Origin of the sequence: Sphingomonas yantingensis (genome assembly GCF_014199325.1) — a bacterium.
In the GTDB taxonomy this organism is placed as follows: Bacteria; Pseudomonadota; Alphaproteobacteria; order Sphingomonadales; family Sphingomonadaceae; genus Sphingomonas; species Sphingomonas yantingensis.
In genome coordinates this window covers 489,260-515,720 of record NZ_JACIJJ010000003.1, presented here as the reverse complement: position 1 = coordinate 515,720, position 26,461 = coordinate 489,260, and the positions used below count along the sequence as shown (strand labels likewise).

Sequence of the window (26,461 nt, the reverse complement as noted above, 5' to 3'; positions counted from 1 at the left end):
CAACGTCGGCCGCGTTCCGGCGATCAGGTCGAAGAGGTCGAAGTTGCGATCAGCGCTCGTCGTCCAGGTTTGCCAACATTCGCTCGAGACAGGAGGGGGCCCCGGTGATGATCTGGAATGCCTCGGCTGCCTGGCGGACGACCATGCCGCTTCCGTCGAGCGTGCGACAACCCCGTTCGCGCGCCGCGGTCAGCAGAGCGGTATCGCGAGGGAAGTAGACGATGTCCGCGACCCAGATTGCGGCCGACAGGTGCCGGGGATCGATCGGGATGCCGGGATTGGCGAGCATGCCCACGGGCGTCGCGTTGACGATGCCTGTCACGTCCGCGGTCGAATGGTCGCCGGGATCGCGCACAACGACACGGCCGGCCGCGCGGGCCTGAAGGCGCTGCGCCAGTGCTTCGGCTCGGGCGGGATCGACGTCGCAGATTTCGAGCCGCCGCGTGCCGAGGTCGATCAGTGCTGCCGCCACCGCGGCGCCGGCCCCGCCCGCGCCCAGTTGCAGCACGCAGTCGAAATCGGCGCCGGGCAGGCCGTCGGCGACGCTGCTGCGAAAGCCGGTCATGTCGGTGTTGTGGCCGGTCATCCTGCCATCGCGGATCGCGACCGTATTGACGGCCCCCACCGCCGCGGCGCTGGGCGCGAGTGCGTCGAGATGTTCGATCACCGCCTGTTTGAACGGATAGGTGACGTTGAAGCCGGCGGTTTCCTCTTTACGCAGGTCGTCGACGAACGCGCCGAGATCCGCATCGGCGAGGTCGAGTGCGTCGAAATCGTAGAGCGCATAGTCGAGCTCGAACCCCTGCGCGCGCGCCTCCTGCTCGTGCAGCCAGGGCGAGCGCGACGCTTGGATCGAGCGGCCGATAAGACCTGAGCGAATCATGGCAGTCCTTCGGGTTTCGGCGCGGCGGCGGAAATGCACGCCACCGCGCCGATCAGGGGTCAGAAGGTGATGCGGGTGCCGGCATAGAAGGAGCGCCCGATCGCGTCATAGAGCGCGACGTCGGTCCCGTTCTGAGAGCTGGCGACGAAGGGGAGTGCCTTGTCGAGCAGGTTGTTGACGCCCAGCCGGAACTCGAACGACTTGGCGACCTTGACCGTGCCGAACAGGTCCCAGATCGTATAGGCGGGGACGCCCACCTGCGCGGTCGCAGGGGTCAGCACCGAGCTCACGTCCGCCAGCTTGTCCTGATAGCGCCAGCGTGCGCCGATGCTGCCGCCGTCCGAGCGGAACCCGAACGAGGTGAGCGCCTTCCACTCCGGCGTCGCGCGGGGTGGCACGCTCGTCGGCAGCGCACCGCCGTTGCTGACGCCGGTATAGTCGAGGAACGCGGTGCCGGGCAGCAGCTGGACTTCGTAGCGATGCGTCCAGTCGACGCCGGCGTTGGCGAAGAACTCGCTCGTCCGGCCCAGGAACGGGGTCGGCACGCTCCAGTTGGCCTGGACTTCGATACCGTCGGTGCGCAGCCCGCCGATGTTCAGATAGGGCGTGTTGACCGTGCTGATCTGCCCGCTCTGGTCGCGCTGGATCAGCCCGCAATAGCTGTTCGCCGCGTCGTAGTTCGGGTTGCTGCCGTCGAGGTTGAAGCACTTCGACAGGACGGTGAGGCCGGGCACCGTCGAGATCACGTTGCTGACCTTGATGTTGTAATAGTCGACGGAGATCGACAGGTCGCCGAAGAACCCCTTGCCCGGCACGTCGAAGACCGCGCCGACGTTGAAGGTGTCCGCCTTTTCGGGCGTGAGGTCGAGATTGCCGGCGATCGTCTGCCCCGTCGCGGTCGTGGGGAAGGTGTATGAGCCGATCGCCGCCTGCGGAATGCCCTGTGCGACGCAGAGGGTTGCGACGCGCGCGCCGTTCGATCCCGTGCGCGCGGTCGAGCGCACGTCGCACGGATCGCCGAGCGAGGCGGGCGGGGTGCCGATGACGAGCTGTGTGCCCGATGCGGGCGAGAACAGCTCCCCGATATTGGGTGCGCGGACCGCGCGCTGATAGCTGCCGCGGATCAAGAGCGGCTGGAACGGCCGCCAGCGTGCATCGCCCTCGTAGCTCGTCACCGATCCGGTCACCGAATAATCGGAGACGCGGAACGCGCCGCCGATGCCCAGTTCCTTGAAGAACGGGCGGTCGGCGAGCAGCGGCACGTCGACCTGCACCGCGAACTCCTTGACCGAGATGGCGCCCGTCGCCGGGGCGGAGGCGATGACCGATTCGATGTTCTGCGCGCGCAGATCGCTGTCGGGCACATAGTCGTAGGTGTTGCGACGATAGGCGCCGACGAAGGCGACCTGCGCCGGGCCGGCGCCGAGGTCGAAGAGGCGGCCGTTGATCTGGCCCTGGACCTGCGTCTGGGTCAGGTCCTCCTGCGAGAAGGCGGTCTTGGTGATGTAATCGCGGCACGCGGCCGACAGCGACCGGGCATTGGCGTCGCCGAACGGATTGAACCCGCCCGCGCACAGCGAATTGCCGCCATCGGCCGCATTGAGCAGCGTCTGCACTCGGCTTTTCAGCACTGCATTACCGATTTCGAGCTGGTGCGCGGACTTGTCCCACGAGGCGAACAGATCGTACGACCAGCCCGGCGCGAAGTCGCCGCGTGCGCCGGCCAGATATTGCTGGATCGTGTAGTGCTCGCCGAAATTCTTGTACGGCACCCCGACATAGCGTCCGTTCCAGGTGAAGGGCGCATTGGGGTTGGGCCGCGAGGCAAGGATCGTCCGCAGCGCCGCCGGAATAAACGGGTTGGTGACCGGCACGCTGGTGAGCGCGCCGAACTGCGTCAGGCTGCCGCCGCTCTCGGTCTGAACGGTCAGGTCGACATACATGAACTGGCCGTAGAGCGTGACGGCGGGGGTCAGCTGGTAATCGGCCTTCACAAACGCGGTCTTGCGGTCGAGCGCGTTCTGGAACTGGATCTGCTGGCCGACGGGCATGCGGACGTTGTTGCCGACGATCAGATAGCCCTGATTGCTGCGCGGCCCGCGATAATTGACCGCCCCGGTCTGTACGAACAGGGTGCGATCGTCGTTGAAGCCCAGGTTGAGCAGCGGATTGATCGCCTGGGTCACGCCGTATCCGGCGAACACTCCGTTCACTGCCGCCGCGCTCGGCGCGTTGGTGGCGCTGGGTACGAACGTGCCCGTGCCGATGAAGGACGAGGGCGTCTTGTCAAAGAAGAACGGCCGCGTCGACCCGTTGACCGGATCGGCTTTGGCGTAGCTGAACGCGGCGACCAGGTTGCCGCGATCCTCGGCAAAGCTCGATCCGAACGCGACCGATCCGTTGAAGCGATAGGAATCGCCCCGCTCCGAAATCCCGTTCAACAGGTCGACGCGAAACCCCTCGAGCTTGCGCACTGTCTTGAAGTTGACGACGCCCGAGATCGCGTCGGAGCCATAGACAGCCGAGGCGCCTCCGGTGATGACGTCGATCCCGCCGATGATCGCATCCGGCAGGATGTTGATGTCGACATTCCCGTTGATGTCCGAGACGGGCAGGCGCCGACCGTCGAGCAGCACAAGGTTGCGGTTCGAGCCGAGGCCGTGAAGGTTGACGGTCGAGCGGCCGCCCTGACCTTGGCCGCCGGTGCTGCCGTTGCCCGACGTGGTAAAGCTCGGGATCTGGTTGAGCGCGTCGACGACGTTGACCGCGCCCGTTTCACGAAGCGCCGCATCGCTGACCGACACGATCGGGCTGGCCGAGCTGTCGTTGGGGCGGCGGATCAGCGAGCCGGTGACGATGATGTCCTCGGCCGCGTCGTCCGCCTGTTCGGTTGCGGCGGGATCGGTGACGCTCTGCGCGCCGGGTTCGGGATCGATCGACTGCGCGGATGCTGCCGCAGGTAGCGCCAGTGCGAGCACCGACGAGGAAGCCGTGATGGCGAAACGCGTCCGCTTGGTCATGTCCAAATCCTCCCCACGCCGCCGGTGGTCCGGCGATCATGCAGGCGATTTAGTGTTACGAACTTGTTCCTGTCAATTGAGTCGTTTCAGGGGCGCACCCAGGCGAGCAGGATGTCGGCGACCTGGCCCGCCCGCTTCTCGATCGCTGCATCGCTCGTCATGTCGACGCCGAAATTGTGCGCGAAGGTGAACTGGTTGGAGACGTTGTAGAAAGCCAGCGCGGTCATGTTCATGTGGAGGTCGACGGGGTCGATCCCCGCACGGAACACGCCCTCGGCCTCGCCGCGCTTCAGGATCGCGGCGAGCAGGTCGATCACGCGCCGGTTGTTCGATTGGAGACCCTCGATCTGTTTCAGGTGCTCGGCGCGGTGGATGTTCTCGTTCATCACCAACCGGACCAGATCGGGATGCTGCGAGTGATAGCGCACGTCGTGCTCGACCAGTCGGCGTAGCGCCTCTGCCGCGGTGCCGCTGTCGATATCGACTTCCGCCTCGCTCGCGCGCACCCGGCGATAGGCGCGTTCGAGAACCGCGCGGTAGAGTTCGTCCTTGCCCCCGAAATAGTAATAGATCTTCCGCTTGGTCGCCTTGCCCGCGATTTCGTCGATCCGTGCGCCGGCGAGCCCCTTTTCGACGAACTCCGCGGTGGCGATGTCGAGGATCGCATTGATCGCTTCCTCTCGTGCCTGTGCACGGGTGCGGCGGGGGGCATCGGTGGTCGGGTCGGGTTCGGTGGCCATGCATCTGTCCTACCGCCCCGCCGGTCGGACGCAACGGGCAACCATCGCTTTCGTGTTACGAACCAGTTCCTCTTTTCTGTTTCCAGCGCCGCTCTGACTTGGTAGGACAAGGTCGCCGTACGCCCGCAAAGGGCGGCGTTGCCGGAGGGGAGTGTGACGATGAAGATTGCCTTGTCGCTGTTACTGGCTCTGACGCCGATCGCCGCCACGTCGGCGCAGCAGCGCGACTTTCCTGTCGCCGCCACGCCCGTGATCGAGGATCGTTTCCCGGTTAAGCCCGTCGCGTTTCCGGGCGGGGTAAAGGCCTATCGCGACGTCACCTATCAGACGCTGCCCGGCTATCGCCCGCAGATCGTCGATATCTATGTCCCCGCAACCCCCGGCCCGCATCCGCTGGTGCTCTACATCCATGGCGGCGGCTGGCAGGGGGGGCATACCCGCCATTCGGGTGCGCTGGCCGACTTTCCCAGGGCGTTGGCGATGCTCGCGGGCGAGGGATTCACTGTCGCCAGCCTCGAATACCGGCTGTCGGGTGAGGCACGTTTTCCCGCGCAGTTGCAGGACGCCAACTCCGCGCTGCGCTTCCTGAAGGCGCATGCCGCCGACTATCGCATCGATCCCGCCCGCGTCGGCCTGTGGGGCGGCTCGGCGGGCGGGCACCTGGCGGCGCTGACGGGGCTCGCCTGCCGCGAGACCGCGCTCGATCCGGCCGCGGCGAACGATGGCTGCGCGAATGCGGTGGTGACGTGGTACGGCGTCTATGACTTCGCCGGCATGACCGCGACGCCCGACGGCAACGCGGCGGGTGCGCGCCTGCTCGGTTGCGAGGGAGCGTGCCCGGCCGATCGCATCCGCGCGGTCAGCCCCGTGACCTATATCGATGCCAAGGATCCGCCCTTCCTGTTGATCCACGGCGAGGACGACAAGGTGGTGCCGGTCGCCCAGTCGCGGCTGGGTGCCGCCGCGCTTGCGAAAGCCGGGGTGAAGGCTGAGACGATCTATATCCCCGGCGTCGATCACAGCTTCATCGGCAAGACGCCGGCGGCGACGCGCGCCGCGACGCTGCGCGCCACCAACGCGACGTTCGACTTCTTCCACAAGACACTCGGCGTGCCTCGCAAATGATCGGACGGAGCCTTGCCGCGCTCGCCGCGCTCCTGTCGCTCTCGGCACAGCGTACGCCGCAGGAGCCGATGGTGACGACGGAGGGCGGGCGCCTGTCGGGCCTCTCGCTGTCGGGCGGGGTCGATGCGTATCTCGGCGTGCCTTTTGCCGCGCCGCCGGTCCGCGACCTGCGCTGGAAGCCGCCGCAGCCGGCCGCCAGCTGGACCGGCATCCGCCACGCGGACCGTTTCGCCCCCGAATGCCTGCAACCGCTGCGCAGTCCCCGCCAGAACCATTATTTCGGGGAAGAGGCGACGAGCGAGGATTGCCTCTATCTCAACATCTGGGCGCCGCGGGGCGCGCGCCGCGCGCCGGTGGTCGTCTGGATCTATGGCGGCGGCTTCACCATCGGCTCGGCCAGCATGGCGAACTATTCGGGCGAGCCGCTGGCGCGCGAGGGGGTTGTGCGCGTCAACCTCGCCTATCGGGTGGGGGCGCTCGGCTTCACGGCGCATCCGGATCTGGCGCGCGAATCGGGCTATGGCGCGTCGGGCAATTATGGCCTGATGGACCAGATCGCCGCGCTCCACTGGGTGAAGCGAAACATCGCGCGCTTCGGCGGCGATCCGGACAACGTCACCATCGTCGGCCAGTCCGCCGGATCGATGTCGGTCGCGCTATTGCAGATGAGCCCGCCGGCACGCGGCCTGTTCCGGCGCGCGGTGGGGATGAGCGGCAGTACGTTCGGCGGGATGCTGGGTCCCGCCTCGCGAACCGAGGCGGAGGCGGCGGGCACCGACCTGGCCGGGAAGCTCGGCGCGCGCACGCTGGCCGATCTGCGCGCGGTGCCTGGCGACCGCATCGTCGCCGCGCAGGGCGCGCGCGTGATGATCGCGGAGGATGGCCGCTATGTCACCGGCCCTGCCGAGCGGGTGTTCGCCTCGAAAGCGCAGGCCGATGTGCCGATCCTGATCGGCTACACCCGCGACGAGAGTTTTCGCCCGTTCGAGCGGATCGCCGACCGCCGCGCGCTGGTCGCCGCGGTGCGCGAGCGGTTCGGGGTGCGGGCCGACCCGATCCTGGCGGCTTACGACAGCGGTGACGCGGCGCGCGACGCCGCCGATATCGCGCGGGATGCCAGTGTCGGGCGGCAGATGTTCGACTGGGCCGCGCATCAGGCGCGGTTCGGACGGGCGCGCGCCTATGCCTATCTCTTCACGCGGCGTCAGCCCTATGCGCCGGGCGTCACCTTCAGCGATCATGACCCCGCGACGGTGGGGGCGTATCACACCGGCGACGTGCCCTATTGGCTGCGCACGCGCGATGCGCTCAACCTGTTCCGGACGACCCGGAATTGGGAGCCGGGCGACCTTGGCCTCGAGCGGGAGATGTCGGGGGCGTTGCTCGCCTTCGCGCGCACGGGCGTGCCTGCCGGCCCCGCCACCGGCCGCTGGCCCGCGTTCGATCCCGCTGCCCCCCGCCTTGTGTGGCTCGCGCCCGAAAGCCGGGTGATCGACTGGCCGCACGCGCGCGAGATGGCGCTGTTCGAGGGCGCAGTGCCGCCGCCGCGCGCCGCCGGGGCGCGGCCGCGCGACTGATGGGCGCGGGGCTTTTCGCCGCGGCGCTGGCACTCCAGCCCGGAGACTGCCCGCCCGAGCCGCCGATGACCTATGTCTGCGGCGCCGAAAGGCCGGAGGATGTGGTCGCCATCCCCGGTACGGCGTGGCTGATCGCCAGCGGGTTTGCGCCCGGGGCCGGCTTGAAGCTGGTCGATACTCGTGCGCTTACGCTGTCGAGCTGGTACGAGGGGCGGCAGGAACAGGTCGCGCCCGACCGGCGCTGGCGCGGTGGCTGTCCGGGGCCGGTCGATCCGGCGTTGTTTAACGCACGCGGCCTTTCGCTGCGGCCGATCGGGCGGGACCGGTACGAGCTGCTCGTCGTCAATCATGGCGGCCGCGAATCGATCGAGCGGTTCGAGGTATCGACTCGCACCGCCGCACCCACGCTCCGCTGGCGCGGCTGCATGCCGATGCCCGCCGGACAGGTCGCCAACAGCGTCGCGAGCTTCGCCGATGGGACGATCCTGGTGACGGTCTTGAACCGGCCCGGTACCAGCATCGCCAATTTCGTCGAGGGCCGGACGACCGGGGCCGTCTGGCGGCTGTCCCCCGGCGCCGCCGCGTTCGAGCTGCTGCCGGGCACCGAACTGCCGGGAAACAACGGGATAGAGATCGATCCCGATGGTCGGCATTTCTACGTCGTCGCATTCGGCTGGCACGCCGTCGTCGTCTTCGACCGGCGCGATACCGCCCGGCCGGCGGCGCGGATCGAGGCCCCCGATTTTATGCCCGACAACATCCGCTGGAGCGGTGGGCGGCTGCTGGTCGCGGGCATGCGCCTCGACGAGCCGGCATGCGGGGGACTGCGCCGGGTCGCCAACGGCGTCGCCGACCCGATGCGCTGCCCACGCGGCTGGGTGGTGGGCGCGGTCGATCCGGCCGCGCGGCGGATCGCTACCGTCGCCTATGGCACGCCGCAGCGCGCGTTCAACGGCCTGTCGGCGGCGGCGATCATCGGTGACACGCTCTGGCTCGGCTCCTTCCAGGCCGACCGGCTCGCCACCGTGCCGCTGCCGCACGCGCAAAAGGATCTGCCATGACCTCGATCAACGCCATCGCCACCGTGTCGCTGAGCGGGACGCTGGAGGACAAGCTGCGCGCCGCCGCCGCCGCTGGGTTTCGCGCGGTCGAAATTTTCGACACCGATTTCGTCGCCTCCGCGCTGTCGGCGGTGCAGGTGCGCGCGCTGATGGACGAACTGGGCCTCGACTGCGTCCTCTATCAGCCGCTGCGCGATGTGGAGGGGATGCCGGAGCCGCACCGCAGCCGCGCCCTCGCCCGGGCACGTCAGAAGTTCGAGGTGATGCGCACGCTTCGCTGCGACCGGCTGCTTCTCTGCTCGAACACCTCGCCGCTCGCGAGCGGCGACCGCGACACGATCGTCGCGGATTTGCGCGCGATCGGCGATCTCGCCGCCGAATATGGCGTGACCGTGGGGTACGAGGCGCTGGCCTGGGGTCGTCACGTCGCCGACCACCGGGTGGTCTGGGACATCGTGCAGGCGGTCGACCATCCCAATATCGGCATCCTCCTCGACAGCTTTCACTCGCTCGCGCGCGGCATTCCCAGCGCGTCGATCCGGGAAATCGACCCGGCAAAGCTCGTCTTCGTGCAGCTGGCAGACGCGCCGCGCATGGAGATGGATTACCTTTACTGGAGCCGCCATTTCCGCAGCCTGCCGGGGCAGGGCGGGTTCGATCTGGCGACCTATGTCGCGGAGATTCTGCGGATCGGCTATGACGGGCCGCTCAGCCTCGAGATCTTCAACGACCGGTTCCGCAGCAGTTCGGCCGAGATGGTGGCGCGCGATGGCCTGCGGTCGCTCGATGCGCTGCGTGACGCGGCGGCGCGCAAGCTCGGCCTGCCTGCGACGATGCCCGCGCGTGCGATCATCGAGGGAATCGAATTCGTCGAGTTCGCGGTGGCGGAGGCGGATCGCGAACGGCTGGCGGCGATGCTCCACGGCGCCGGCTTCGACCAGATCGGCCGACACCGGTCGAAGGCGGTCGAGCTGTGGCGGGCGGGCGCGGCCAATTTCGTGCTGAATTACGAGGCGGTCGGGTTCGCGGCGGCCTATCGCACCGCGCACGGTACCTCGATCTGCGCGATCGGCCTCGTGGTCGCCGACGGGCCGGCGGCCATCGCGCGTGCGCGCGCCCTCGGCGTGCCCGAACATCCGAGCGACCTGCCCGCGATGCCGGCGCTGCGCGGGGTGGCGGGCAGCCTCGTCTACGTCCTCGATGCCGAAGCCGCGCCGGCGATCTGGGCCGACGAGTTCGTCATAGACGACGCCCCAGCGGAGCCGCGCGTCGCGATCGAGGCGATCGATCACCTGGCCGCGACCGTCCATCACGACGAGTTCCTGTCGTGGCAGCTTTACTGGCGCGCGCTGTTCGACGTGGCGGTGCAGGCGCCGCAGGACGTGATCGACCCCAACGGCCTCGTCCAGAGCCAGGCGATCCAGAACCGCGACGGCAGCTTTCGCATCACCCTCAACAGCACCGACGCGCGCAGTGCGCTGTCCGCCCGCTTCCTCAGCCAGTCGTTCGGCGCGGGGTTCCAGCATCTGGCGCTGCGCGTCCCTGATCTGGAGGCGGCGGCCGAGGCGCTTGAGGCGAGAGGGCTGGAGAAATTGCCGATCGCGCCCAACTATGCCGAGGACGCGGCCGCTCGGTTCGGCCTGTCGGATGCCGAGGCGGCGACCCTGGCGCGCCACGACCTGCTGATCGACGAGGACGGGGTGGGCGGGCGCTATCGCCAGCTCTACAGCCGGGCATTCGCGCGAACCTTCTTCTTCGAGTTCGTCGAGCGGCGCGGATATGACGGCTACGGCGCCCCCAACGCGCCGATCCGACTGACCGCGCAGAACCGCTTCCGTCCCGCCGAGCCGATCGATTAGACCTTGGCCGGATGAAATGGAACGGCAGCTTATGCCCAATTGCAGCCTTTCGCTCATTCGCTAGGCTGCCGCTATGGACGACGTCCTATTGGTTGCCTTGGCAAAGCACGTGGTTGAACACGTCAATGAAAACTATGGTCGCAGCGCGGCTTGGCTAGCCGCCATTGCTATCGTCTTTCTGCCAATCGCTGCGTTTCTCGGGGCAGGATGGTTGCTGCTCTATCGGTAACGAACGGCAGCTTCCTGCCCAGGCCAGACATTCAGCGCTTAAGCCTGACGCGGTTGGCCGTCGGCTCCCGACCTAATCAAGCACGATCCGCTTCACGTCGCCGAGCACGAATATGTACGACAGCGCGCCGAGCAGTGCGATCACGCCTATGAAGGCGAGCGCGTAGAAGAAGCTGCCCGTCGCCGCGACGATGCCGCCGACGACCAGCGGCGTGACGATGCCCGCCATATTGGCGGCGAGATTGAAGACGCCGCCGGTGACGCCCAGCATCCCCTCTGGCGCGATGTCGGAGACGAGCGTCCAGCCGAGCGCGGCCATCCCTTGCGCGAAGAAGGCGAGGCTGAGGATGGCAATGACGAGCGCGTTGCTCTCGACGAAATTGGCGCCGACGATTGTCGAGGCGAGGAGCAGGCCGAGGATGATCGGCAGCTTGCGCGCGACGTTGGGCGACAGGCCGCGGCGCAGCATCCGGTCCGACCACCAGCCACCGAACAGCACGCCCGCCGACGCCGCGATGAACGGTGCGATGGCGAAGAAGCCGATCTTGAGCCAGTCCATGTGCCGTTCGGTGGCAAGATAGGTGGGGAACCAGGTGAGGAAGAAGACGAGCGTCGAGTTGCCCGCGAACTGACCGAGGCAGATGCCCCACATCTGGCGCGTGCGCAGCAGCCGCCCGGCGGCGCGCCAGTCGAAGCGCTGGACCGCCGGCTGGTCGAGCAGGCCGCCGCCGGCGACGATCGTCTCTAGCTCGGCGGCATTGGCCCTGCTCTCGCGCGGGTCGCGATAACCGCGCCACCAGATCCAGGCGAAGGCGAAGCCGAGGATGCCGGCCCCCACGAACAGCGATCGCCAGCCGAACGCGGCGAGCATCGCGAACAAGAGCGGGCTGAGAAACGCGAGGCCGATATACTCGCCGACGGTATAGACGCCGGTCGCAAAGGCGCGCTCCTGCCGTGGGAACCAGGTCGCGACGACGCGGCTGTTCGCCGGGAAGCAGGGACTTTCGGCGACGCCGAGCGCGAGCCGCAGGCCGATCAGCGCGCCGATCCCGGTGACGAACGCCTGCAGCAGCGTGAAGAACGACCAGAAGCCCACCGACAGGCAATAAGTGAGGCGCGTTCCGAACCGGTCGAGGAACGCGCCGCCCGGGACCTGCGACAACGCATAGGACCAGCTGAAGGCGGAGAAGATGACCCCCATCAGCGCGGCATTGATGCCGAGCTCTTTCGTCAGGGCGGGCGCCGCGACCCCAAGAATCGTGCGGTCGAGATAGTTGATGAGCGTGCCGCTCGCGATAAGGGCAAGCATCACATATCGTTGCCGCGTCGGCACCACGCGCACGCCCGCCGTCATCGCTCGCTGCACAAGCTCCTCCCCTTTTTTTAACATACGAACTAGTTCGTAACATAATCAAGAGGAGATTTGACAAGGGAAGGGGATCGTTTTGCGCCCGAATATGGCGAGATCTGTATGTGTCTGCCTTATCGACCGTTATCTCGCGGCAACACGCTGCATCAGCGTTGTGCACACCGAGCCTTCGCCGTTGACGCGATCGTTCTAGGTCTGACGATGGGAGAAAAATGCCCGGCGACGCCGAGCCGGCACGAGGCGAAGATCGAGCGTTGGCTGAAACCCGCTCTGTCACCCCGTGGGCTTCTTCGAATAGGCCCGCTCAGGTGCGAGCGGATCGTCTCGACCGATTTGCCGCTGACTCGGACGATGTCTTCGATCGTGCCGCCGCTTGCGATCGAGCGGGCGACGGCCGCTTCGGTGGGCGTGAGAGGCGGTTCGCGCGGACCCGGCGTTCGTGCTCACGCCGATGGATTCCGCGGCCGTGCGCGTCGCGGTCGAAGCTTCGGGACGGCTCATCACCTGTTCGCGCGGTGATGGCACCGCGGCGTTGCGCGCCCGGCAATCACGCGGGCTGGTAATCGAGCTCCCTCTCGCCTCTGCGGTGATCGGCGGGCAGCTCCGGGTCTTTCGCCAGCGGCGGTCGAGCGATCCGTCGACGGGTTCGACGGCGATCCTCGATGCGATCCGAGCAGAGGGCATCGGGCCCGAACGGAACGGCCAGCTTGCTTCGCTCGACCTCGATCACCGAACGTGAGAGAGAGGCCGGCATGATCGTGAACCCCTCCATCACCCGCTCGTCGGACCGAAGCATCGCTCTCCTGATCGATGCGGACAATGTCTCGCACGGCAAGATCGCCGCCATGCTCGCCGAGCTTTCCAAATATGGCGTCGCCAATATCCGGCGTGCTTATGGCGATTGGACAAGCACCGGGTTGAAGGGCTGGACCGGCAAGCTGCACGAGCATGCCATCCGGCCGATCCAGCAATTCAGCTATTCGAAGGGCAAGAACGCGACCGACATTGCCCTGGTCATCGACGCGATGGAACTGCTTTACACCCAGAAGCTGGATGCGTTCTGCATCGCGTCGAGCGATGCGGACTTCACGCCGCTGGTGATGCAGCTTCGCGCGAACGGGCACGACGTCTACGGCTTCGGTGAGCGCAAGACGCCCGATCCGTTCGTCAATGCGTGCACGACCTTTCTCTATCTCGACCGGCTGGGGGAGGAGGACAATCCCGCCGGCAAGCCTGAGCCTGCCGCGCCCCCTGCATCGCCCTCCGCGGCGAAGCCCGCCCGGTCCGACGCGGGCGAGGCCAAGCCCGCAAAGCCGCTCAGCCAGGACGCGAAGCTCGTCGAGGTCCTGAGGGGCGCCGTACAGGCGACGGCGGGCGAGGATGGCTGGGCGCCCCTCGGTGCGGCGGGGAACGCCGTCAAGCGGCAGGCGCCGATCGATCCCCGGAATTACGGCGCGCGCAATTTTTCGAAGCTGTTCGAATCGGTGGGTCTGTTCGACATCGTCCGCGCTGAGGAAAACGGACAGAGTTACGTCGCCGATCGGCGCAACAAGGACCGAACCCCGTCACCCCGATTCTGAATTCAGCCCTGCCGCGCTCGAACCTGGCTCGCCGGCTTCTAGCGCGCGGGTGACCGGCCACGCTCGATCCGGGGCAACAGCAGGAAGAACCCGGCGGCCGACAGGGCGAGGACGAACGACAGCAGCGCCATCGGCGCCAGGTTGCTGCCGGTCGCGTCGCGGATCGCCGGCACCGCATTCTGCGCGGCGAAGCCGCCGAGGTTGCCGATCGAGTTGATCGCGGCGAGGCCCGCGGCGGCGTGGGCGCCGGTCAGCAGCCGCTGCGGCACGCTCCAGAACATCGGTTGCCCCGCGAACACCGCCGCGGCGGCCAAGCACAGGCAGGCGAACTTGATCGGGGCGCCGGGCAGCACGACGCTGCCCACCAGCGCCGCCGCCGCGACGAGCATCGGTCCGACGATGTGCCAGCGGCTCGCCCCGTGTCGCGCGGCATGTCGCGGCAGCGCCCAGAGCGCGAGCCCGACACAGGCCCAGGGCACGATGTTGAGCAGCCCGTTCTGAAGGTTGGTCGCGCCGAACCCGCGAACGATTGTCGGCAGCCAGTAGCTGAGCCCGTATGCCCCAAGCGGCATGGCGAAATAGAGTGCGGCCAGCCGCAGCACGTCCGGATCGACCATCGCGCGCCAGGCGGATCCCTCCACCACCTGTGCCGGCTCGGCCGCCAGCGTGTCGGCCAGCCACGCCTTGTCAGCCGGGCTGAGGAAGCGGGCATCCTCCGGCCGGCTCGGCAACGCGAGCAGCACGACGGGGGTCATCAGCATCGCCGGGATCCCCGTCGCGACGAAGATCCATTGCCAGCCGGCAAGCCCCCAGAGCCCGCCCATCTCGAGCAGCGCGCCGCCGATCAGCGACCCGATCGCGTTGGCGACCGCGCTGGCGATCATGAACCATCCGACCATCTGCGCGCGGCGCGCCTGCGGGTACCAGAGCGTCAGGACGAACAGCACGCCGGGAAAGAACCCGGCCTCCGCCACGCCGAGCAGAAAGCGCAGCACGTAGAACATCGTCGCATCGCGCGTGAAGCCGAGCGCGATCGTGATGAGGCCCCAGGTGCCGAGGATCCGCGCGAACCACACCCGCGCGCCGACGCGCGCGAGGATGACGTTCGACGGCGCCTCGAAGAGAAAATAGCCGAGGAAGAACAGGCTCGCCCCCAGCCCATAGGCCGCCTCCGACAGGCCCAGCGCGTCCACCATCTCGAGCTTGGCATAGGAGACGTTCTGGCGGTCGATATAGGCGAGGAGATAGAGGATGAAGAGCAGCGGCATCAGCCGCCGGCTGATCCGCCGCAGGACGCGCTCGCCCGCCGCCCCGTCGATCGGTGATCGCCTGTCGTGCATATCCGCTCCTCCCGTCCGGACTGCCTATGCCGGGGAAACGGCAACCGGGCCAGAAAAAGCGGGCGAATACCGCCGTCTATCGCGCGGTCAGTCCCGCTAGTCGGATCAGTGCGCCGCCGGCCGCGCCGCTGGCGATCTCGATCCGGCCGCCATGCGCGACCGCGACCTGCCGGGCGAGGTGAAGGCCGATGCCCGATCCCTCGGCCTTGGTGGTGAAGAAGGGGAGCAGCACGTCGCCGCGCAGCGCCTCGGCGATGCCGGGGCCCTCGTCCTCGACCTCGATCGCGACGCCGCCCTCGCCATCGGCGATCCGCAGCCGGACGTGGCGGCGGCCGGGCATGTCGCTGGCCTGTCCGGCATTGCGCAGCAGGTTGATGAGTGCCTGTGCCAGCAGGTCCGGGTCGGCGTCGATCGTCAGGTCGCGCTCGATCTCGCAGGCGAGGCGATGCTCGACCCACTCGACCGCGAACAGCCGGGCGAGCTCGTCGGCAAAGGCCCGTGCCGCGAACCGGCGGCGGCGGGCGACGAGGGGGCGGGCGACCTCGCGGTAATTGTCGATGAAGCGGCGCGTCGATTCGGCCCGGCGCGCGAGCGTGCCGACCGCCAACCGCGCATCGGCCAGCTCGACCGGATCCTCGCCAAGCAGGACCGCCGCCGTGCCGGCGAGCGAGACGATCGGGGTCAGCGAATTGAGGATTTCGTGCGTCAGTACCCGGACCATCGCGGTCTGGGCGCCCGTTTCCGCCCGGTCGAGCGCGTGCTGGATCGGCTCGACCAGCACCGCGCGAACCGGCACGCCGCCGCGGGTGAGGTCGGAGGCGCGCACGATCGCGCGCTGCGTGCCGGCGGGAAGGTCGAGCGGGATCGGCTCGCCGCCGCCCGGCTCGCCCGACAGGATCGCGGCGAAGGGCGCACCGATCGCGGCGAGGCGGTCGATGTCGCCCGCTGCCGCCGTGCCTAACAATGTGCGCGCCGCCCGATTGGCAAGGCGGATGCGGCCCCCCTCGATCACGAGAAGCGCGACGGGCATGTCGTCGATCAGCCCCTCGAGGAAACGGATTTCCCCGGCATCGCGGGAGCGCGTTCGATCGAGATCACGCATCGCCCCGTTGAGCGCATCGGCGAGCGCGGCGAAGCTCGATCCCCCGGCGCGCGGCATCCGGGTCGAGGCATCGCCGCGGCGCAGTGCCTCGACCAGATCGGCAAGTGCGCGGTTGGTGCGCGCGGCGTGACGCAGCAGGCCGGCGAGCCCACCGGCCGCCGCCAGCGCCGCGACGACGAGTGTCGCCGCGCCGCCGCCGCGCTCCCACCCCGCGACCAGCGCCGCGACGCCGGCAGCGAGCAGCAGCGCCCAGCCAAGTGCGATCGCGGTGAAGCGGCGGTCAAAGCCCATGTTTTTCCATGCGGCGATAGAGTGCGGCCCGCGATAGCCCCAGTTCGGCCGCGGCGGCGGAGATGTTGTAGCCGTGCTTGCGCAGCGCCGCCTCGACCAGTCGGCGCTCGACGCGGTCGAGGTTGAGGTCGGCGGCTTCGCTCACGACCGCGCCGGGGTCAAAGGCGGGGGCAGGTGCTGCGAGGATGCCGAAATCGGCGGCGGTGAGCGGTGCCTCGCCGCCCAGGATCACCGCGCGCTCGGCCGCGTGGCGGAGCGCGCGGACATTGCCGGGCCATTCGGCGGCGGCCAGCGCTTCTGCCGTGCCGGGCGCAAGGGTCGGGATCGGACGCCCGTAGCGTTCGGCATTGAGCGCGAGATAATGGTCGATCAGCGCCGCCACGTCCTCGCGCCGTTCACGCAGCGGCGGCAGCTCAATCTCGACGGTGTTGAGCCGGAACAGCAGGTCCTGTCGGAACTGGCGCGGATCGCGCAGGTCGGCGGGGGCAAGGTTGGTCGCGGCGATCACGCGGATATCGACCGGCACCGCGCGGTTCGATCCCACCGGCGTCACCCGCCGCTGTTCGAGCGCGGTGAGCAGCTTGGGCTGCAGATGGAGCGGCAGGTTGCCGATCTCGTCGAGGAACAGCGTGCCGCCATCGGCCGCCTGGATGCGGCCGGTCCGGTCGGCGCGCGCATCGGTGAAGGCGCCCTTTACATGGCCGAACAGCTCCGAATCGATGAGTTCGGGGGCGATCGCGCCGAGGTCGATCGTCACCATCGGCCGCTCGGCGCGCCGCGACTGGCGGTGGAGCGCGCGGGCGACCAGTTCCTTGCCGGTGCCGTTCTCGCCCAGGATCAGGACATTGGCCTCGGTCGGGGCGGCGCGGGCGATCAGCGCGTGGACGCGCGCCATGCCGGGCGAGCCGCCGATCAGGCCGCTGTCACCCGCCGGCGGGGGCGGGGGCGGGGGCGGTGTGCCGGGGGTCGCCCGCCGGCTCGCGCCGAGAGCCGCGGCGGTGCGGACGGCGGCGATCAGGCGGTCGTTCGACCATGGCTTGGCAACGAAGTCGGCGGCACCGCGCTTCATCGCCTCGACCGCGACATGGATGCCGGCATGCGCGGTAATCATCACGACGGGCAGCGCGGGGTCGGCGCGCAGCAGGTCGTCGAGCAGCGCCAGCCCCTCGACCGCGTCGGTCGCCCCGCGGGCGAAATTGGCGTCGAGCAGAACGATATCGGGCGATGCCTCCTGCACCACCCGGCGCGCTTCCTCCGGCGTGGTGCAGGTCGTCACGCCGGCGAACAGGCCGCGCAGCGCGAGGCGGGCCGCGACGAGAATGTCGGGATCGTCGTCGACGACCACGCACGATCCGAATTGCTGCTCCTGATGCGCCATAACCCCCCGGCTGTCCCGGCCGCATTCGTACAGCGGCCGTCCGGGATCGCACACACAAAAGCCGTGCCAACCGGGAAACATGCCTTCGAAAAGGCTTGGCACGGAAGCTGCTACCCGTCCGGGATGACGATGCACACCGAGGATGACCGGACGATGAAACCCGACCGCCTGCTGCCCCTGTCGATCGCGCTGCTGGCCGGCGCAGCAGGGGCGCTCACGGCCGCGATGCCTGCCTCATGGGCGGTCCGGCTCGACGTCGCCTCGGTCCGCCTGTCGATCAGCAGCGGCGGCGCGGCTGTCCGCAATCGGACGCCGCTGTTCGAAATCGGACAGGTGACGGAATGGCGGCGATGACGAGTGTCCGCACGCTCGACCGGCCCGCGACGGGCGGGGCGATGGACCGCGTGGTGGCGAAGCGGCGGCTTCCGCGCTGGGCGTGGGGCGTGGCCGCTGCTGCCGCGCTGGCCGTCGCCGCGCTCGTCTTCTGGCTCTATGCCCCGCGCGGCGACAGCCAGACCGTCGCGACCGACCGGCTGACGATCGCGACCGTCACCAACGGCAGCTTCGACGACTTCATCCCGCTGCGCGCGCGGGTGACGCCGCTGTTTACCGTCTATCTCGACGCGATCGAGGGTGGGCGCGTGGAAAAGATCCTGGTCGAGGATGGCGCGGTGCTGACTGCCGGCCAGCCGATCGTCGAACTGTCGAACGCCGAGCTCCAGCTATCCACGCTCGCCCGCCAGACCGAGGTGGAGCAGCAGATCAACAACATGCGCAGCCAGGAACTGGCACTGTCGCAGACGCGCCTCGCCAACGAGCGTGCGCTGCTGGAGGCGCAACTGGGGCTTCAGCGCGCGAAGCGGCAGTACGAGCGCGAAGCGCCGCTGGCGCAGAAGGGCTTCGTCGCCGGCCGCGTGTTTGCCGACACCAGCGACCAGTATCGCTACGAGCAGCGCCGCCTCGCCGCCGTCGCGCGCAGCCAGTCGAACGACGAGCGGCTGCAATCGAGTCAGTTGTCGCAGCAGCGCGCCTCGATCGGGTCGATGCGCGCCGGCCTCGACATCGCTCGCGCCAACCTCGCGGCGCTCAATCTGCGCGCGCCGGTGGCGGGCAAGCTGTCGGGCTTCGACCTTCAGGTCGGACAGAGCCTGCCGCGCGGCGAGCGGATCGGCCAGATCGACAGTCCCGGCCGCAACAAGCTGATGGCCGGGGTCGACGAATTCTATCTCGGCCGCATCGTCCTCGACCAGAAGGCGGCGGTAGAGCTCGGCGGGCGCAGCTATCCGGCGCGCGTGTCGAAAATCTATCCGCAGGTCGCCAATGGCCAGTTCCAGATCGACCTGCAATTCACCGGCGCCGAGCCTACCGGCATCTCGCGCGGGCAGACGCTTCAGGCGCGGCTGACGCTCGGCGATCCGGCGCACGCGCGGCTGATCCCCAACGGCGCCTTCTATGCCGAAAGCGGCGGGCGCCACGTCTTCGTCGTCGCCGCCGACGGACGGAGCGCGGTCAAGCGCCCGGTCCGCCTCGGCCGCCGCAACGCCGCCTCGATCGAGGTGCTCGACGGGCTCGACCCCGGCGAGCGCGTCATCACCTCTCCCTATACCGGGTTCGCCGACAAGGATCGGCTCGACCTCTCGCCCACGAAGGAATGACCATGCTTCAGATGCGCCAATTGTCCCGCGTCTATCAGACCGACACGGTGGAAACGACGGCGCTCGACGCCATCGACCTCGACGTGGGCGCGGGCGAGTTCGTCGCGATCATGGGACCGTCGGGGTGCGGCAAGTCGACGCTGCTCAACCTGATCGGGATGCTCGATCGCCCGTCGAGCGGCTCCTACGTCTTCGACGGACAGGAAGTCGCGACGCTGGGTGAGGCGCAGCTGTCGGCGGTGCGCAAGGCGAACCTCGGCTTCATCTTCCAGAGCTTCAACCTGGTCGACGAACTGACGGTGCGAGAGAATATCGAGCTGGCGCTCCTCTATCACGCGGTCCCGGCGGCCGAGCGGCGGGCGCGGACCGACGCGGTGATGGACCGCGTCGGCATCGCCCACCGCGCGCGCCATCGCCCCAGCCAGCTGTCGGGCGGGCAGCAGCAACGCGTGGCGGTCGCCCGCGCGCTGGTGGCCGAGCCCAAGCTCATTCTGGCGGACGAGCCGACCGGCAACCTCGACACCGCGCACGGCGAGGAAGTGATGCGGATGCTGCAGTCGCTGAATGCGGCTGGCGCGACGATCGTGATGGTCACGCACTCGCCCGCGCATGCCGACTATGCCGGTCGCATCGTCAATATGCTCGACGGCCGCATCCTCCAGGAACGCCGCCGCGCCGCCTGATCCTCTCGCCTGATTTCGGAGCCGTCCATCATGTGGCGCAACTATCTTCTCGTCGGCCTTCGCGCGCTCGCCAAGAGCCGGGTCTATGCCGCGATCAATATCGCCGGGCTCGCGCTCGGGCTGGCGGCGTGCCTGCTCATCCTGCTCTATGTCCGGTACGAGGCGGGTTACGACCGCTGGATGCCCGGTAGCGACCGTGCCTTCCAGCTCCAGACCTTCTACTCGGCGACGGAGACGGGCGGCGAGGAGATGAAGCTTCAGGTCAGCTCGATCGTCGCCGGCCGGGCGCTGGCCAAGGATTATCCCGATCAGGTCGAGCGCCGCGTCTGGGTCCGCGGCTTCTCGCCCGTCGTGATCCAGGACGGGCAGGCGAGCCAGATCGAGAAGCTGCGCATGGCCGACGGCAATCTGTTTGAGATCATGGACGTGCCATTCGTCCGTGGGTCGGCGGCGACCGCGCTGCCCGACGCGCACTCGATCGCGCTCAGCGAAAGCGAGGCGAAGCGGCGGTTCGGCGATGTCGACCCGACCGGTCGGACGCTGACGATCGTCGACAACAACGGGCCGGTCGACTACCGCGTCACCGCCGTGTTCAAGGACTGGCCGCGCAATTCGAGCTTCAGCGCGGGCGCCGTCGCGCGCTTCGACCTCGAGGCGCAGTTCGCCGACCGCCGCGATCAGTTGACGGCGTGGGACAGCCAGTCGGGCTGGAACTTCTATCGCCTGCGCGCGCCCGCCGATGCCGCGCTCATCATGTCGCGGATGCCGGCGTGGGAGAAGCGCAACATCCCCGACTATCCGGGTGGCGGGCGGCGGGTGAACCCCGGCGACTATCAGGACTATCGACTCGTCGCGCTTCCCGACGTGCATCTGGGCGAGGCGCAGAACAGCGGGCCGACGCCGGGCAACGACCGGGCGACCGTCGCCACCTTTGCGGTGATCGCGTTCCTCATCCTCGGCATGGCGTGCGTCAATTTCACCAACCTCGCCACCGCCCGCGCGTCGCAGCGCGCGCGAGAGGTGGCGCTGCGCAAAGTGCTGGGCGCCAGCCGCGGGCAATTGATCGCGCAGTTCCTGACCGAGGCGGTGCTGGTGACGGCGATCGCGATGCTGCTGGCGCTCGCCGCGGTCGAGTTGCTGCTGCCGTCGTTCAATGCCTTCCTCAAGGCGGACATGCAGCTTCAATATCTGGGCGGCGACGGCTGGCTCGGCTGGATCGTCCTGCTGACGCTGGTCGTGGGCCTGCTCGCGGGGCTATATCCCGCCTTCTATCTCGCCCGGTTCGAGCCGGCCAAGATCCTGAAGGCGAACAAGTCCGTTGCCGACGCGCAAGGGTCGGGGCGGTTGCGCAACGCGCTCGTCATCGGGCAGTTCGCGGTGTCGATCGGGCTCATCATCTGCACCGCGGTCATCGATGCCCAGACCGCCTATGCGCGCACCGCCGATGCCGGCTATGTCCGCGACGGCCTGCTCCAGATCGGCAATATCGGCTACAAGGGCGTCGACGGCCGCGACCAGCAAGTGGCCGAGCAGCTCCGCCGCGTGCCCGGCGTCGTCGCAGCCGCGCGCACCCAGATCGCGGTCGATCCCGACAATAATTCGATCAGCGCGATCTATACCGGGCCGAGTGCCGGCGATCAGGTCGATGTCGGGCGCTACGGCGTCGAGCCGGGCTTCTTCCGCGCGATGGGGATGAAGATCCTGGCCGGGCGCGACTTTTCCGAGGGCATCGGGCGCGACGACGCGACAACGCCCTATCCGCTCGATCGCGCCGCAGAACAGGCGTTCGCACAGCGCGGCGCGAACGTGGTCGTCACGCGCGAAGCGGCGCGGCGCCTCGGCTTCGCCAACCCCGCCGATGCGATCGGCAAGGCGCTCTATGCCAGCCTCTCGCTCGACGAGTTCGGGCGCGTGCCGATCACGATCGTCGGCGTGGTCGAGGATGCGCGCTTCCGCTCGATCCGCGATCCGCTCCAGCCGATCATGTACAACATGCAGCGCAACGGCTTCGACAGTCTGGTCGTGCGGTACGAGGGCGATCCGGCGGCGGTACGGGAGGCGGCTGAGCGCGTCTGGAAGCGAAACATTCCGCAAGTGCCGTTCGCGGCGCGCTATGCCGACGACATCGTGCGCGAACTCTACGATCGGGAAGCGGCGCGGGGGCAGTTGTTCGCGGCGTTTGCGATCCTTGCGGTCGTCATCGGCTGTCTCGGCCTGTTCGGGCTCGCCGCCTTTACCGCCGAGCGGCGGACCAAGGAGATCGGCATCCGCAAGGTGCTGGGCGCGCGCACCGTCGATATCGTCCGGCTGCTCGTCTGGCAGTTCAGCCGGCCCGTCCTGATCGCCAACCTGATCGCCTGGCCGGTCGCGTGGTGGCTGATGCGCGACTGGCTCAACGGCTTCGATCAGCGGATCGCGCTGACGCCGGTGCCGTTCCTGATCGCCGGGGGCCTCGCGATGGCAATCGCGGTGCTCACCGTCGCCAGCCACGCATGGCATGTCGCGCGGACCAGCCCGGTCCGGGCGCTCCGTTACGAGTAGCCGGCGTCAGCGCAGGATGAACTCGGCGCCGTGCTTGTGCGCCCGGATCTCGTGTTCGGTCAGGCCGTTGATTTCGTGCGGGAAGATCAGCCAGTCGCTCGTCTCGTGGACGAAGTAATCGGGCGTGAGGTCGGTCACGTTCCGCGACGGCTTGTAATAGACCGTTGCGACCCGGACGTCGTCGGGCATGTTCCTGCGGCACCGCTGGCGCAGTTCGGCGATGAGCGCGCGGATCGAGCGCCCTGTGTCGAACACGTCGTCGATCAGGAGCAGCCGGTCCTCAGGGTTCAGCACGTCGACCAGATGGCCGAGGCCGTAGATCCGCACCTGCGGCTCCTGCTGGTCGATGCCGGTATAGGACGCGGTGCGGATCGCGATGTGGTCGCTATGGACGCCGCGATATTCGAGCAGTTCCTGCACCGCGATGCCGACGGGCGCACCGCCGCGCCAGATCCCGACGATGTGGCTGGGGCGAAAGCCCGAGTCGTGGACGAGATTGGCGAGGCGGAAGGAATCGGCCAGCAGGCGATCGGCCGACAGGTAGAGTTTGGGGGGCGAGGCGCTTGTCATCGGCCGGTGACTAGCCGCCCCGCCACCCGTTGGGCAACCGCGCCAGGAGCGGGGAGGGGGGCGTCAGCGCCAGCCCTGCCGGATCGCCGCGGCTTCGCCCGCGCCGTCGAGCGGCTGCCCGGCCATCATATCCTGTGCCGCCGCCATCAGCCCGGCATCGGCCGACCCCGCCTGACGATAGGCGCCGCCCTCCGCCCGGCCGGATGCGGTGCGGCGCAGCGTCCAGGCATCGCCGTCGCGGCAGGCGATGCCGCTCGTCGCGCTGCCCGCGAACACGCGGCAATAGCCGCCGTCCGCCGCCCTGAAGCTCGCGAGCATCCGGACGCCGCTGGCCGCGCCGTCGCTGCCCGGCTGCGTGTCGAGCGCGCGCGCCAGCGTGCCGCGCGCGACGAGGCCGTCGGGGCCTGCCTCGATCGGGCCGCCCGGTGCGATCCCGCGACCGATCAGGAGGCCGAGGACGAGGCTGGCGGCGGCGGCCCCCGCCCAGCCGGCGGGGAAGCGGCGTTTCGGGCGGGCGGGGAAGGTGACGACATTGGACGCGGCGAGCTCGGCGATCCGCGGCGGCACTGGCGCGGCGGCGATGGGCGCGAAGGCCGCGCCGATCCGCGCCCGGAGCGCGCGCTGCGCCTCGACCTCCGCCGCCAGCGCGGGGTCGGCGGCGATCGCGCGTTCGACACGCCGCGTAGTCAGCGGGTCGCACTCGCCATCGGCATAGGCCATCAGCGTCTCGCGATCGATCGTCATGCCGCTTCTCCCAATTTCGTCATCAATGCCGCCCGCCCCCGGACGAGGCGCGAGGTGAGCGTCCCCATCGGAATGTCGAGCACGGCGGCCGCCTCCTTGTAGGCCAGCCCCTCGACCAGCACGAGCGCCACCGCCTCGCGCTGTTCGTCGGGCAGCGTCGCCATCGCGCGGCCGACGCGATCGAGTTCGACCCGCGCCTCGATCGCGCGGTCGCCCGCGTCGCCGACCTCGGCCCCCGCTTCCTCCGCGACGAAGGTCTGGGCAGCGCGTCGGCGCATCCGCGCGGTGTCGATCCAGGCGTTTCGCATGATCCGGTACATCCAGCTGTCCATCCGCGTCCCCGCCGTAAAGCTCGCCCGCGCGACCAGTGCGCGCTCCACCGCCACCTGTGTCAGGTCGTCGGCATCGGCCGCGTCGCGCGCCAGCGCATGCGCGAAGCGGCGCAGGCGCGGCAGCAGGGCGGTCAGGTCGCGCTCGAAACTCAACGGGGGTCCTTGGGGTCGGGCATGGGGATGAAACGGATGGGATCGTCCGTTTCATCCCGTGACAGCGCGATCATGTGCGTCAAGAAGGATCGGGATGACACGCCACCTCTTCGTCCTCCTGCTCGCCGCCGCCGCCCCGGCAAGCGCGCAGCTGCTGCCCGCGCTACCGCCCCGGATCGGTGCGCTGCCGGGGCAGGTGCTGGGGGCCGTCGACCGGGTGGCCGATGCCGCACCGCGGACGCTGGCGGCGGCGCGCATCGACCGGATCGCCGCGCTCGTCCGGTCGAGCGGCGGGCGCGTCGTCCGCGACGACCGCGGCGATGCGGCAGTCGCGGGCGAGGTCGTGCTGACCGACCCGACCGATGCGGCACTCGCCGCGCTGACGCGCGACGGCTTTCGCCTGATCGAGCGCGAGGAAGTCGAGGGGCTGGGCGTCGGCTATGCGCGGCTGGCGGTGCCGGCGGGGCTTCGGCTGGACCGGGCGCTTGCCCGCGCGCGGCGACAGGCGCCGTCGATCGCCGCCGACGTGATCCATTTCGAGAGCGGCAGGCTCGCCGCGTCGATTGCGATGCCTTCGTCGCCTCCAGCGGCGGCGGGGCCGATGGTGGGCATGATCGACGGCGGCGTCGCTGATGCCGGTGTGCGGCAACAGGGCTTCGCCGGTGGCGCGCCGCGGCCGAGCGACCATGGCAGCGCGATCGCCTGGCTGATCGGCCGCGGGGCGCCCGGCGCGCGCGTCGTCGCCGCCGATGTCTATGGCAGCGATCCGGCGGGCGGCGGCGCGGTCGCGATCGCGCGCGCGATCGGCTGGCTCGTCCGGTCGGGCGTGGGCACCGTGTCGATCAGCCTGGTCGGGCCGCCCAACCCGCTGCTGGCGCGCGTCGTCGCGGCGGCGCAGGCGCGGGGGATGACGATCGTCGCGGCGGTGGGCAATGACGGGCCTGCCGCGCCGCCCGCCTATCCCGCCTCCTATCCCGGCGTCGTCGCGGTGACCGGCGTCGACGCACGCGGCCGCGTCCTGATCGAGGCGGGGCGGGCGAGCCATCTCGATTATGCCGCGCCCGATACCGGGTTTGCCGCACCCGATGCGCGGGGGCGGATGCGGCCGGTGCGTGGCACCTCGTTCGCCGCGCCGCTCATCGCCGCGCGGCTTGCCGCGGTGGGCCGCGCGCGCGTCGATGCCGAGGCGGCGGCGGGGCGCGGCTATGGCCGCGGGCTCGTCTGCGGGGCGTGCGTGCCGGGACGCTAGAAAAAAGTTCGCGCGCCGGGATTAAGCGGGCACCGGGCGCCGTTCCCCTCTCGAAGCTGAGAGGAGACAAGAGATGCGTTCCATTCTGTTCACGACGGCGGCGCTCGCGCTGACGACGCTCGCGGCGCCTGCCTCTGCCCAGTTACTCGGCGGCGGCGGCCTTGGCGGCAGCCTCGGCGGGTCACTTGGTGGCAGCCTGGCCGGCACGCTCCGTTCGCCCGGCACGATGACCGAGAGCACGCTCAGGCGCACCGGCAGCGGCGAACTGCGGACCGACCGCCAGGTCGATCGGCGCAGCGGCCGCGTCCGCGCGGGCGGCAGCGCGTCGGGCGAGGGCGGGACGCTCATCGACGGGCGCTCACCGACCGGCGGCGGCAGCGCCGCGACGCGCGGCTCGGGCAGCGGCGCCGGCGCGGTCGATGCGCAACTGATCGGCACCGACGCCGTCCGTTCGACTGCGACCGGCGCGGTCGGCGAGGCCCGCGGCCTTGCGAACCGCGGGCGCGATACGCTTCGGCAGACGCGCGATGCCGTCGGCAGCGGCGCGGCGAACGCCGCGGGCAGCGCGAGCGGCACCGCGACCGGCAGCGCCGGGGCCGGCAACGGGATGCTCGCGCTGGCGGGCAGTGCCGCGGCGGCGGGTGCGGGCAGCTTCGCCGTGCAGCCGGGCATGACCGTCGTCGATGCGAAGGACCGGGTGATCGGCACCGTTCGCGACGTGCGCAGCGAGGCCGACGGCCGCGTTCGCGCTGTTCTCGTCCAGCTCGGCGACCGCGTGGCGACGCTTCCTGCCGCCAATTTCTCCGGCGAGGGCAGCGTCCTCGTCTCGGCGATGAAGCGCAGCGACGTGAAGCGCGAGGCGGCGGACTGAGGGCGAGGCGGGGCCGGCCGAGGGAGCCGGACGGCCCCGCATACGCTCGGCGATTGAAAACGCGGCGATTGGCTGCGATCACCCGGTCTTGAGATCGCGCGCCCCGCCGG

General features: G+C 69.4%; 22 protein-coding genes. 12 read left to right on the top strand and 10 right to left on the bottom strand.

Going from position 1 to position 26,461, the window contains the following annotated elements:
* Positions 1–49: 49 nt before the first annotated feature.
* The 3 genes from FHR19_RS12360 to FHR19_RS12350 form a co-directional block, all read right to left on the bottom strand.
* Positions 50–883 carry a shikimate dehydrogenase gene (locus tag FHR19_RS12360; protein WP_184028801.1) on the bottom strand — a complete coding sequence of 278 codons (834 nt, stop codon included), beginning with the start codon at positions 881–883 and terminating at the stop codon, positions 50–52.
* Between the two features lie 59 nt (positions 884–942).
* Positions 943–3,903 carry a TonB-dependent receptor domain-containing protein gene (locus tag FHR19_RS12355; RefSeq protein WP_184028799.1) on the bottom strand — a complete coding sequence of 987 codons (2,961 nt, stop codon included), beginning with the start codon at positions 3,901–3,903 and terminating at the stop codon, positions 943–945.
* Positions 3,904–3,989: 86 nt separating this feature from the next.
* On the bottom strand, positions 3,990–4,643 hold the full coding sequence (locus FHR19_RS12350) for a TetR/AcrR family transcriptional regulator (protein ID WP_184028796.1): 654 nt from the start codon (positions 4,641–4,643) through the stop codon (positions 3,990–3,992).
* A gap of 159 nt (positions 4,644–4,802) precedes the next feature.
* Here FHR19_RS12350 and FHR19_RS12345 point away from each other — a divergent pair, with 159 nt between their 5' ends.
* Genes FHR19_RS12345 through FHR19_RS12330 form a run of 4 tightly spaced genes read left to right on the top strand, consistent with a single transcriptional unit; the run spans position 4,803 to position 10,265 of the window.
* Positions 4,803–5,768: an alpha/beta hydrolase gene (locus tag FHR19_RS12345; protein ID WP_184028794.1), complete on the top strand. Its 966-nt coding sequence runs from the start codon at positions 4,803–4,805 to the stop codon at positions 5,766–5,768.
* Positions 5,765–7,345 carry a carboxylesterase/lipase family protein gene (locus tag FHR19_RS12340; RefSeq protein WP_184028791.1) on the top strand — a complete coding sequence of 527 codons (1,581 nt, stop codon included), beginning with the start codon at positions 5,765–5,767 and terminating at the stop codon, positions 7,343–7,345. Before FHR19_RS12345 ends, FHR19_RS12340 begins: the two co-directional genes overlap by 4 nt.
* A complete protein-coding gene (locus FHR19_RS12335; RefSeq protein ID WP_184028788.1) occupies positions 7,345–8,406 on the top strand; it encodes an SMP-30/gluconolactonase/LRE family protein in 1,062 nt (353 codons plus the stop codon). The genes FHR19_RS12340 and FHR19_RS12335 overlap by 1 nt, the downstream gene beginning before the upstream one ends.
* The gene (locus tag FHR19_RS12330) at positions 8,403–10,265 is read left to right on the top strand and encodes a bifunctional sugar phosphate isomerase/epimerase/4-hydroxyphenylpyruvate dioxygenase family protein (RefSeq protein ID WP_184028786.1); all 1,863 of its coding nucleotides are present in this window, start codon (positions 8,403–8,405) and stop codon (positions 10,263–10,265) included. The genes FHR19_RS12335 and FHR19_RS12330 overlap by 4 nt, the downstream gene beginning before the upstream one ends.
* 301 nt (positions 10,266–10,566) lie before the next feature.
* On the opposite strand, the gene FHR19_RS12325 is transcribed toward FHR19_RS12330, so the two are convergent.
* Positions 10,567–11,859 carry an MFS transporter gene (locus tag FHR19_RS12325; RefSeq protein WP_221228500.1) on the bottom strand — a complete coding sequence of 431 codons (1,293 nt, stop codon included), beginning with the start codon at positions 11,857–11,859 and terminating at the stop codon, positions 10,567–10,569.
* A gap of 454 nt (positions 11,860–12,313) precedes the next feature.
* On the opposite strand from FHR19_RS12325, the gene FHR19_RS12320 reads away from it, so the two are divergent.
* Both FHR19_RS12320 and FHR19_RS12315 read left to right on the top strand, forming a co-directional pair.
* Entirely contained in the window at positions 12,314–12,601 is a 288-nt protein-coding gene (locus FHR19_RS12320) for a hypothetical protein (RefSeq protein ID WP_184028781.1), read from the top strand.
* A gap of 13 nt (positions 12,602–12,614) precedes the next feature.
* A complete protein-coding gene (locus FHR19_RS12315; protein WP_184028779.1) occupies positions 12,615–13,442 on the top strand; it encodes an NYN domain-containing protein in 828 nt (275 codons plus the stop codon).
* Positions 13,443–13,480: 38 nt separating this feature from the next.
* Here the strand turns inward: FHR19_RS12315 and FHR19_RS12310 are convergent, their stop codons facing one another.
* From FHR19_RS12310 to FHR19_RS12300, 3 genes are all read right to left on the bottom strand, one after another.
* Positions 13,481–14,782 carry an MFS transporter gene (locus FHR19_RS12310; RefSeq protein ID WP_184028777.1) on the bottom strand — a complete coding sequence of 434 codons (1,302 nt, stop codon included), beginning with the start codon at positions 14,780–14,782 and terminating at the stop codon, positions 13,481–13,483.
* Positions 14,783–14,858: 76 nt separating this feature from the next.
* Positions 14,859–16,175: a sensor histidine kinase gene (locus FHR19_RS12305; RefSeq protein ID WP_184028775.1), complete on the bottom strand. Its 1,317-nt coding sequence runs from the start codon at positions 16,173–16,175 to the stop codon at positions 14,859–14,861.
* On the bottom strand, positions 16,165–17,553 hold the full coding sequence (locus FHR19_RS12300; protein WP_184028773.1) for a sigma-54-dependent transcriptional regulator: 1,389 nt from the start codon (positions 17,551–17,553) through the stop codon (positions 16,165–16,167). The genes FHR19_RS12305 and FHR19_RS12300 overlap by 11 nt, the downstream gene beginning before the upstream one ends.
* A gap of 123 nt (positions 17,554–17,676) precedes the next feature.
* Here FHR19_RS12300 and FHR19_RS12295 point away from each other — a divergent pair, with 123 nt between their 5' ends.
* The 4 genes from FHR19_RS12295 to FHR19_RS12280 are packed head-to-tail and all read left to right on the top strand — an operon-like array spanning position 17,677 to position 22,432.
* Complete coding sequence (locus FHR19_RS12295; RefSeq protein WP_184028771.1) at positions 17,677–17,907, top strand: hypothetical protein; 231 nt, start codon at positions 17,677–17,679, stop codon at positions 17,905–17,907.
* The gene (locus FHR19_RS12290) at positions 17,904–19,208 is read left to right on the top strand and encodes an efflux RND transporter periplasmic adaptor subunit (protein ID WP_246359481.1); all 1,305 of its coding nucleotides are present in this window, start codon (positions 17,904–17,906) and stop codon (positions 19,206–19,208) included. Before FHR19_RS12295 ends, FHR19_RS12290 begins: the two co-directional genes overlap by 4 nt.
* Before the next feature lie 2 nt (positions 19,209–19,210).
* Complete coding sequence (locus FHR19_RS12285) at positions 19,211–19,891, top strand: ABC transporter ATP-binding protein (RefSeq protein ID WP_184028768.1); 681 nt, start codon at positions 19,211–19,213, stop codon at positions 19,889–19,891.
* 30 nt (positions 19,892–19,921) lie between these two features.
* Entirely contained in the window at positions 19,922–22,432 is a 2,511-nt protein-coding gene (locus FHR19_RS12280; protein ID WP_184028765.1) for an FtsX-like permease family protein, read from the top strand.
* Positions 22,433–22,438: 6 nt separating this feature from the next.
* Here the strand turns inward: FHR19_RS12280 and FHR19_RS12275 are convergent, their stop codons facing one another.
* From FHR19_RS12275 to FHR19_RS12265, 3 genes are all read right to left on the bottom strand, one after another.
* Positions 22,439–23,002 (bottom strand): phosphoribosyltransferase, encoded by a 564-nt coding sequence (locus FHR19_RS12275; protein WP_184028762.1) that lies wholly within the window; start codon positions 23,000–23,002, stop codon positions 22,439–22,441.
* Between the two features lie 63 nt (positions 23,003–23,065).
* Positions 23,066–23,746 carry an anti-sigma factor gene (locus tag FHR19_RS12270; protein ID WP_184028759.1) on the bottom strand — a complete coding sequence of 227 codons (681 nt, stop codon included), beginning with the start codon at positions 23,744–23,746 and terminating at the stop codon, positions 23,066–23,068.
* On the bottom strand, positions 23,743–24,231 hold the full coding sequence (locus tag FHR19_RS12265; RefSeq protein WP_184028756.1) for a sigma-70 family RNA polymerase sigma factor: 489 nt from the start codon (positions 24,229–24,231) through the stop codon (positions 23,743–23,745). Before FHR19_RS12265 ends, FHR19_RS12270 begins: the two co-directional genes overlap by 4 nt.
* Before the next feature lie 94 nt (positions 24,232–24,325).
* Here FHR19_RS12265 and FHR19_RS12260 point away from each other — a divergent pair, with 94 nt between their 5' ends.
* Positions 24,326–25,480 (top strand): S8 family serine peptidase, encoded by a 1,155-nt coding sequence (locus FHR19_RS12260; RefSeq protein ID WP_184028753.1) that lies wholly within the window; start codon positions 24,326–24,328, stop codon positions 25,478–25,480.
* 73 nt (positions 25,481–25,553) lie between these two features.
* Positions 25,554–26,351, top strand: coding sequence for a PRC-barrel domain-containing protein (locus tag FHR19_RS12255; RefSeq protein ID WP_184028750.1), 798 nt, complete (start codon positions 25,554–25,556; stop codon positions 26,349–26,351).
* Positions 26,352–26,461: the final 110 nt, after the last annotated feature.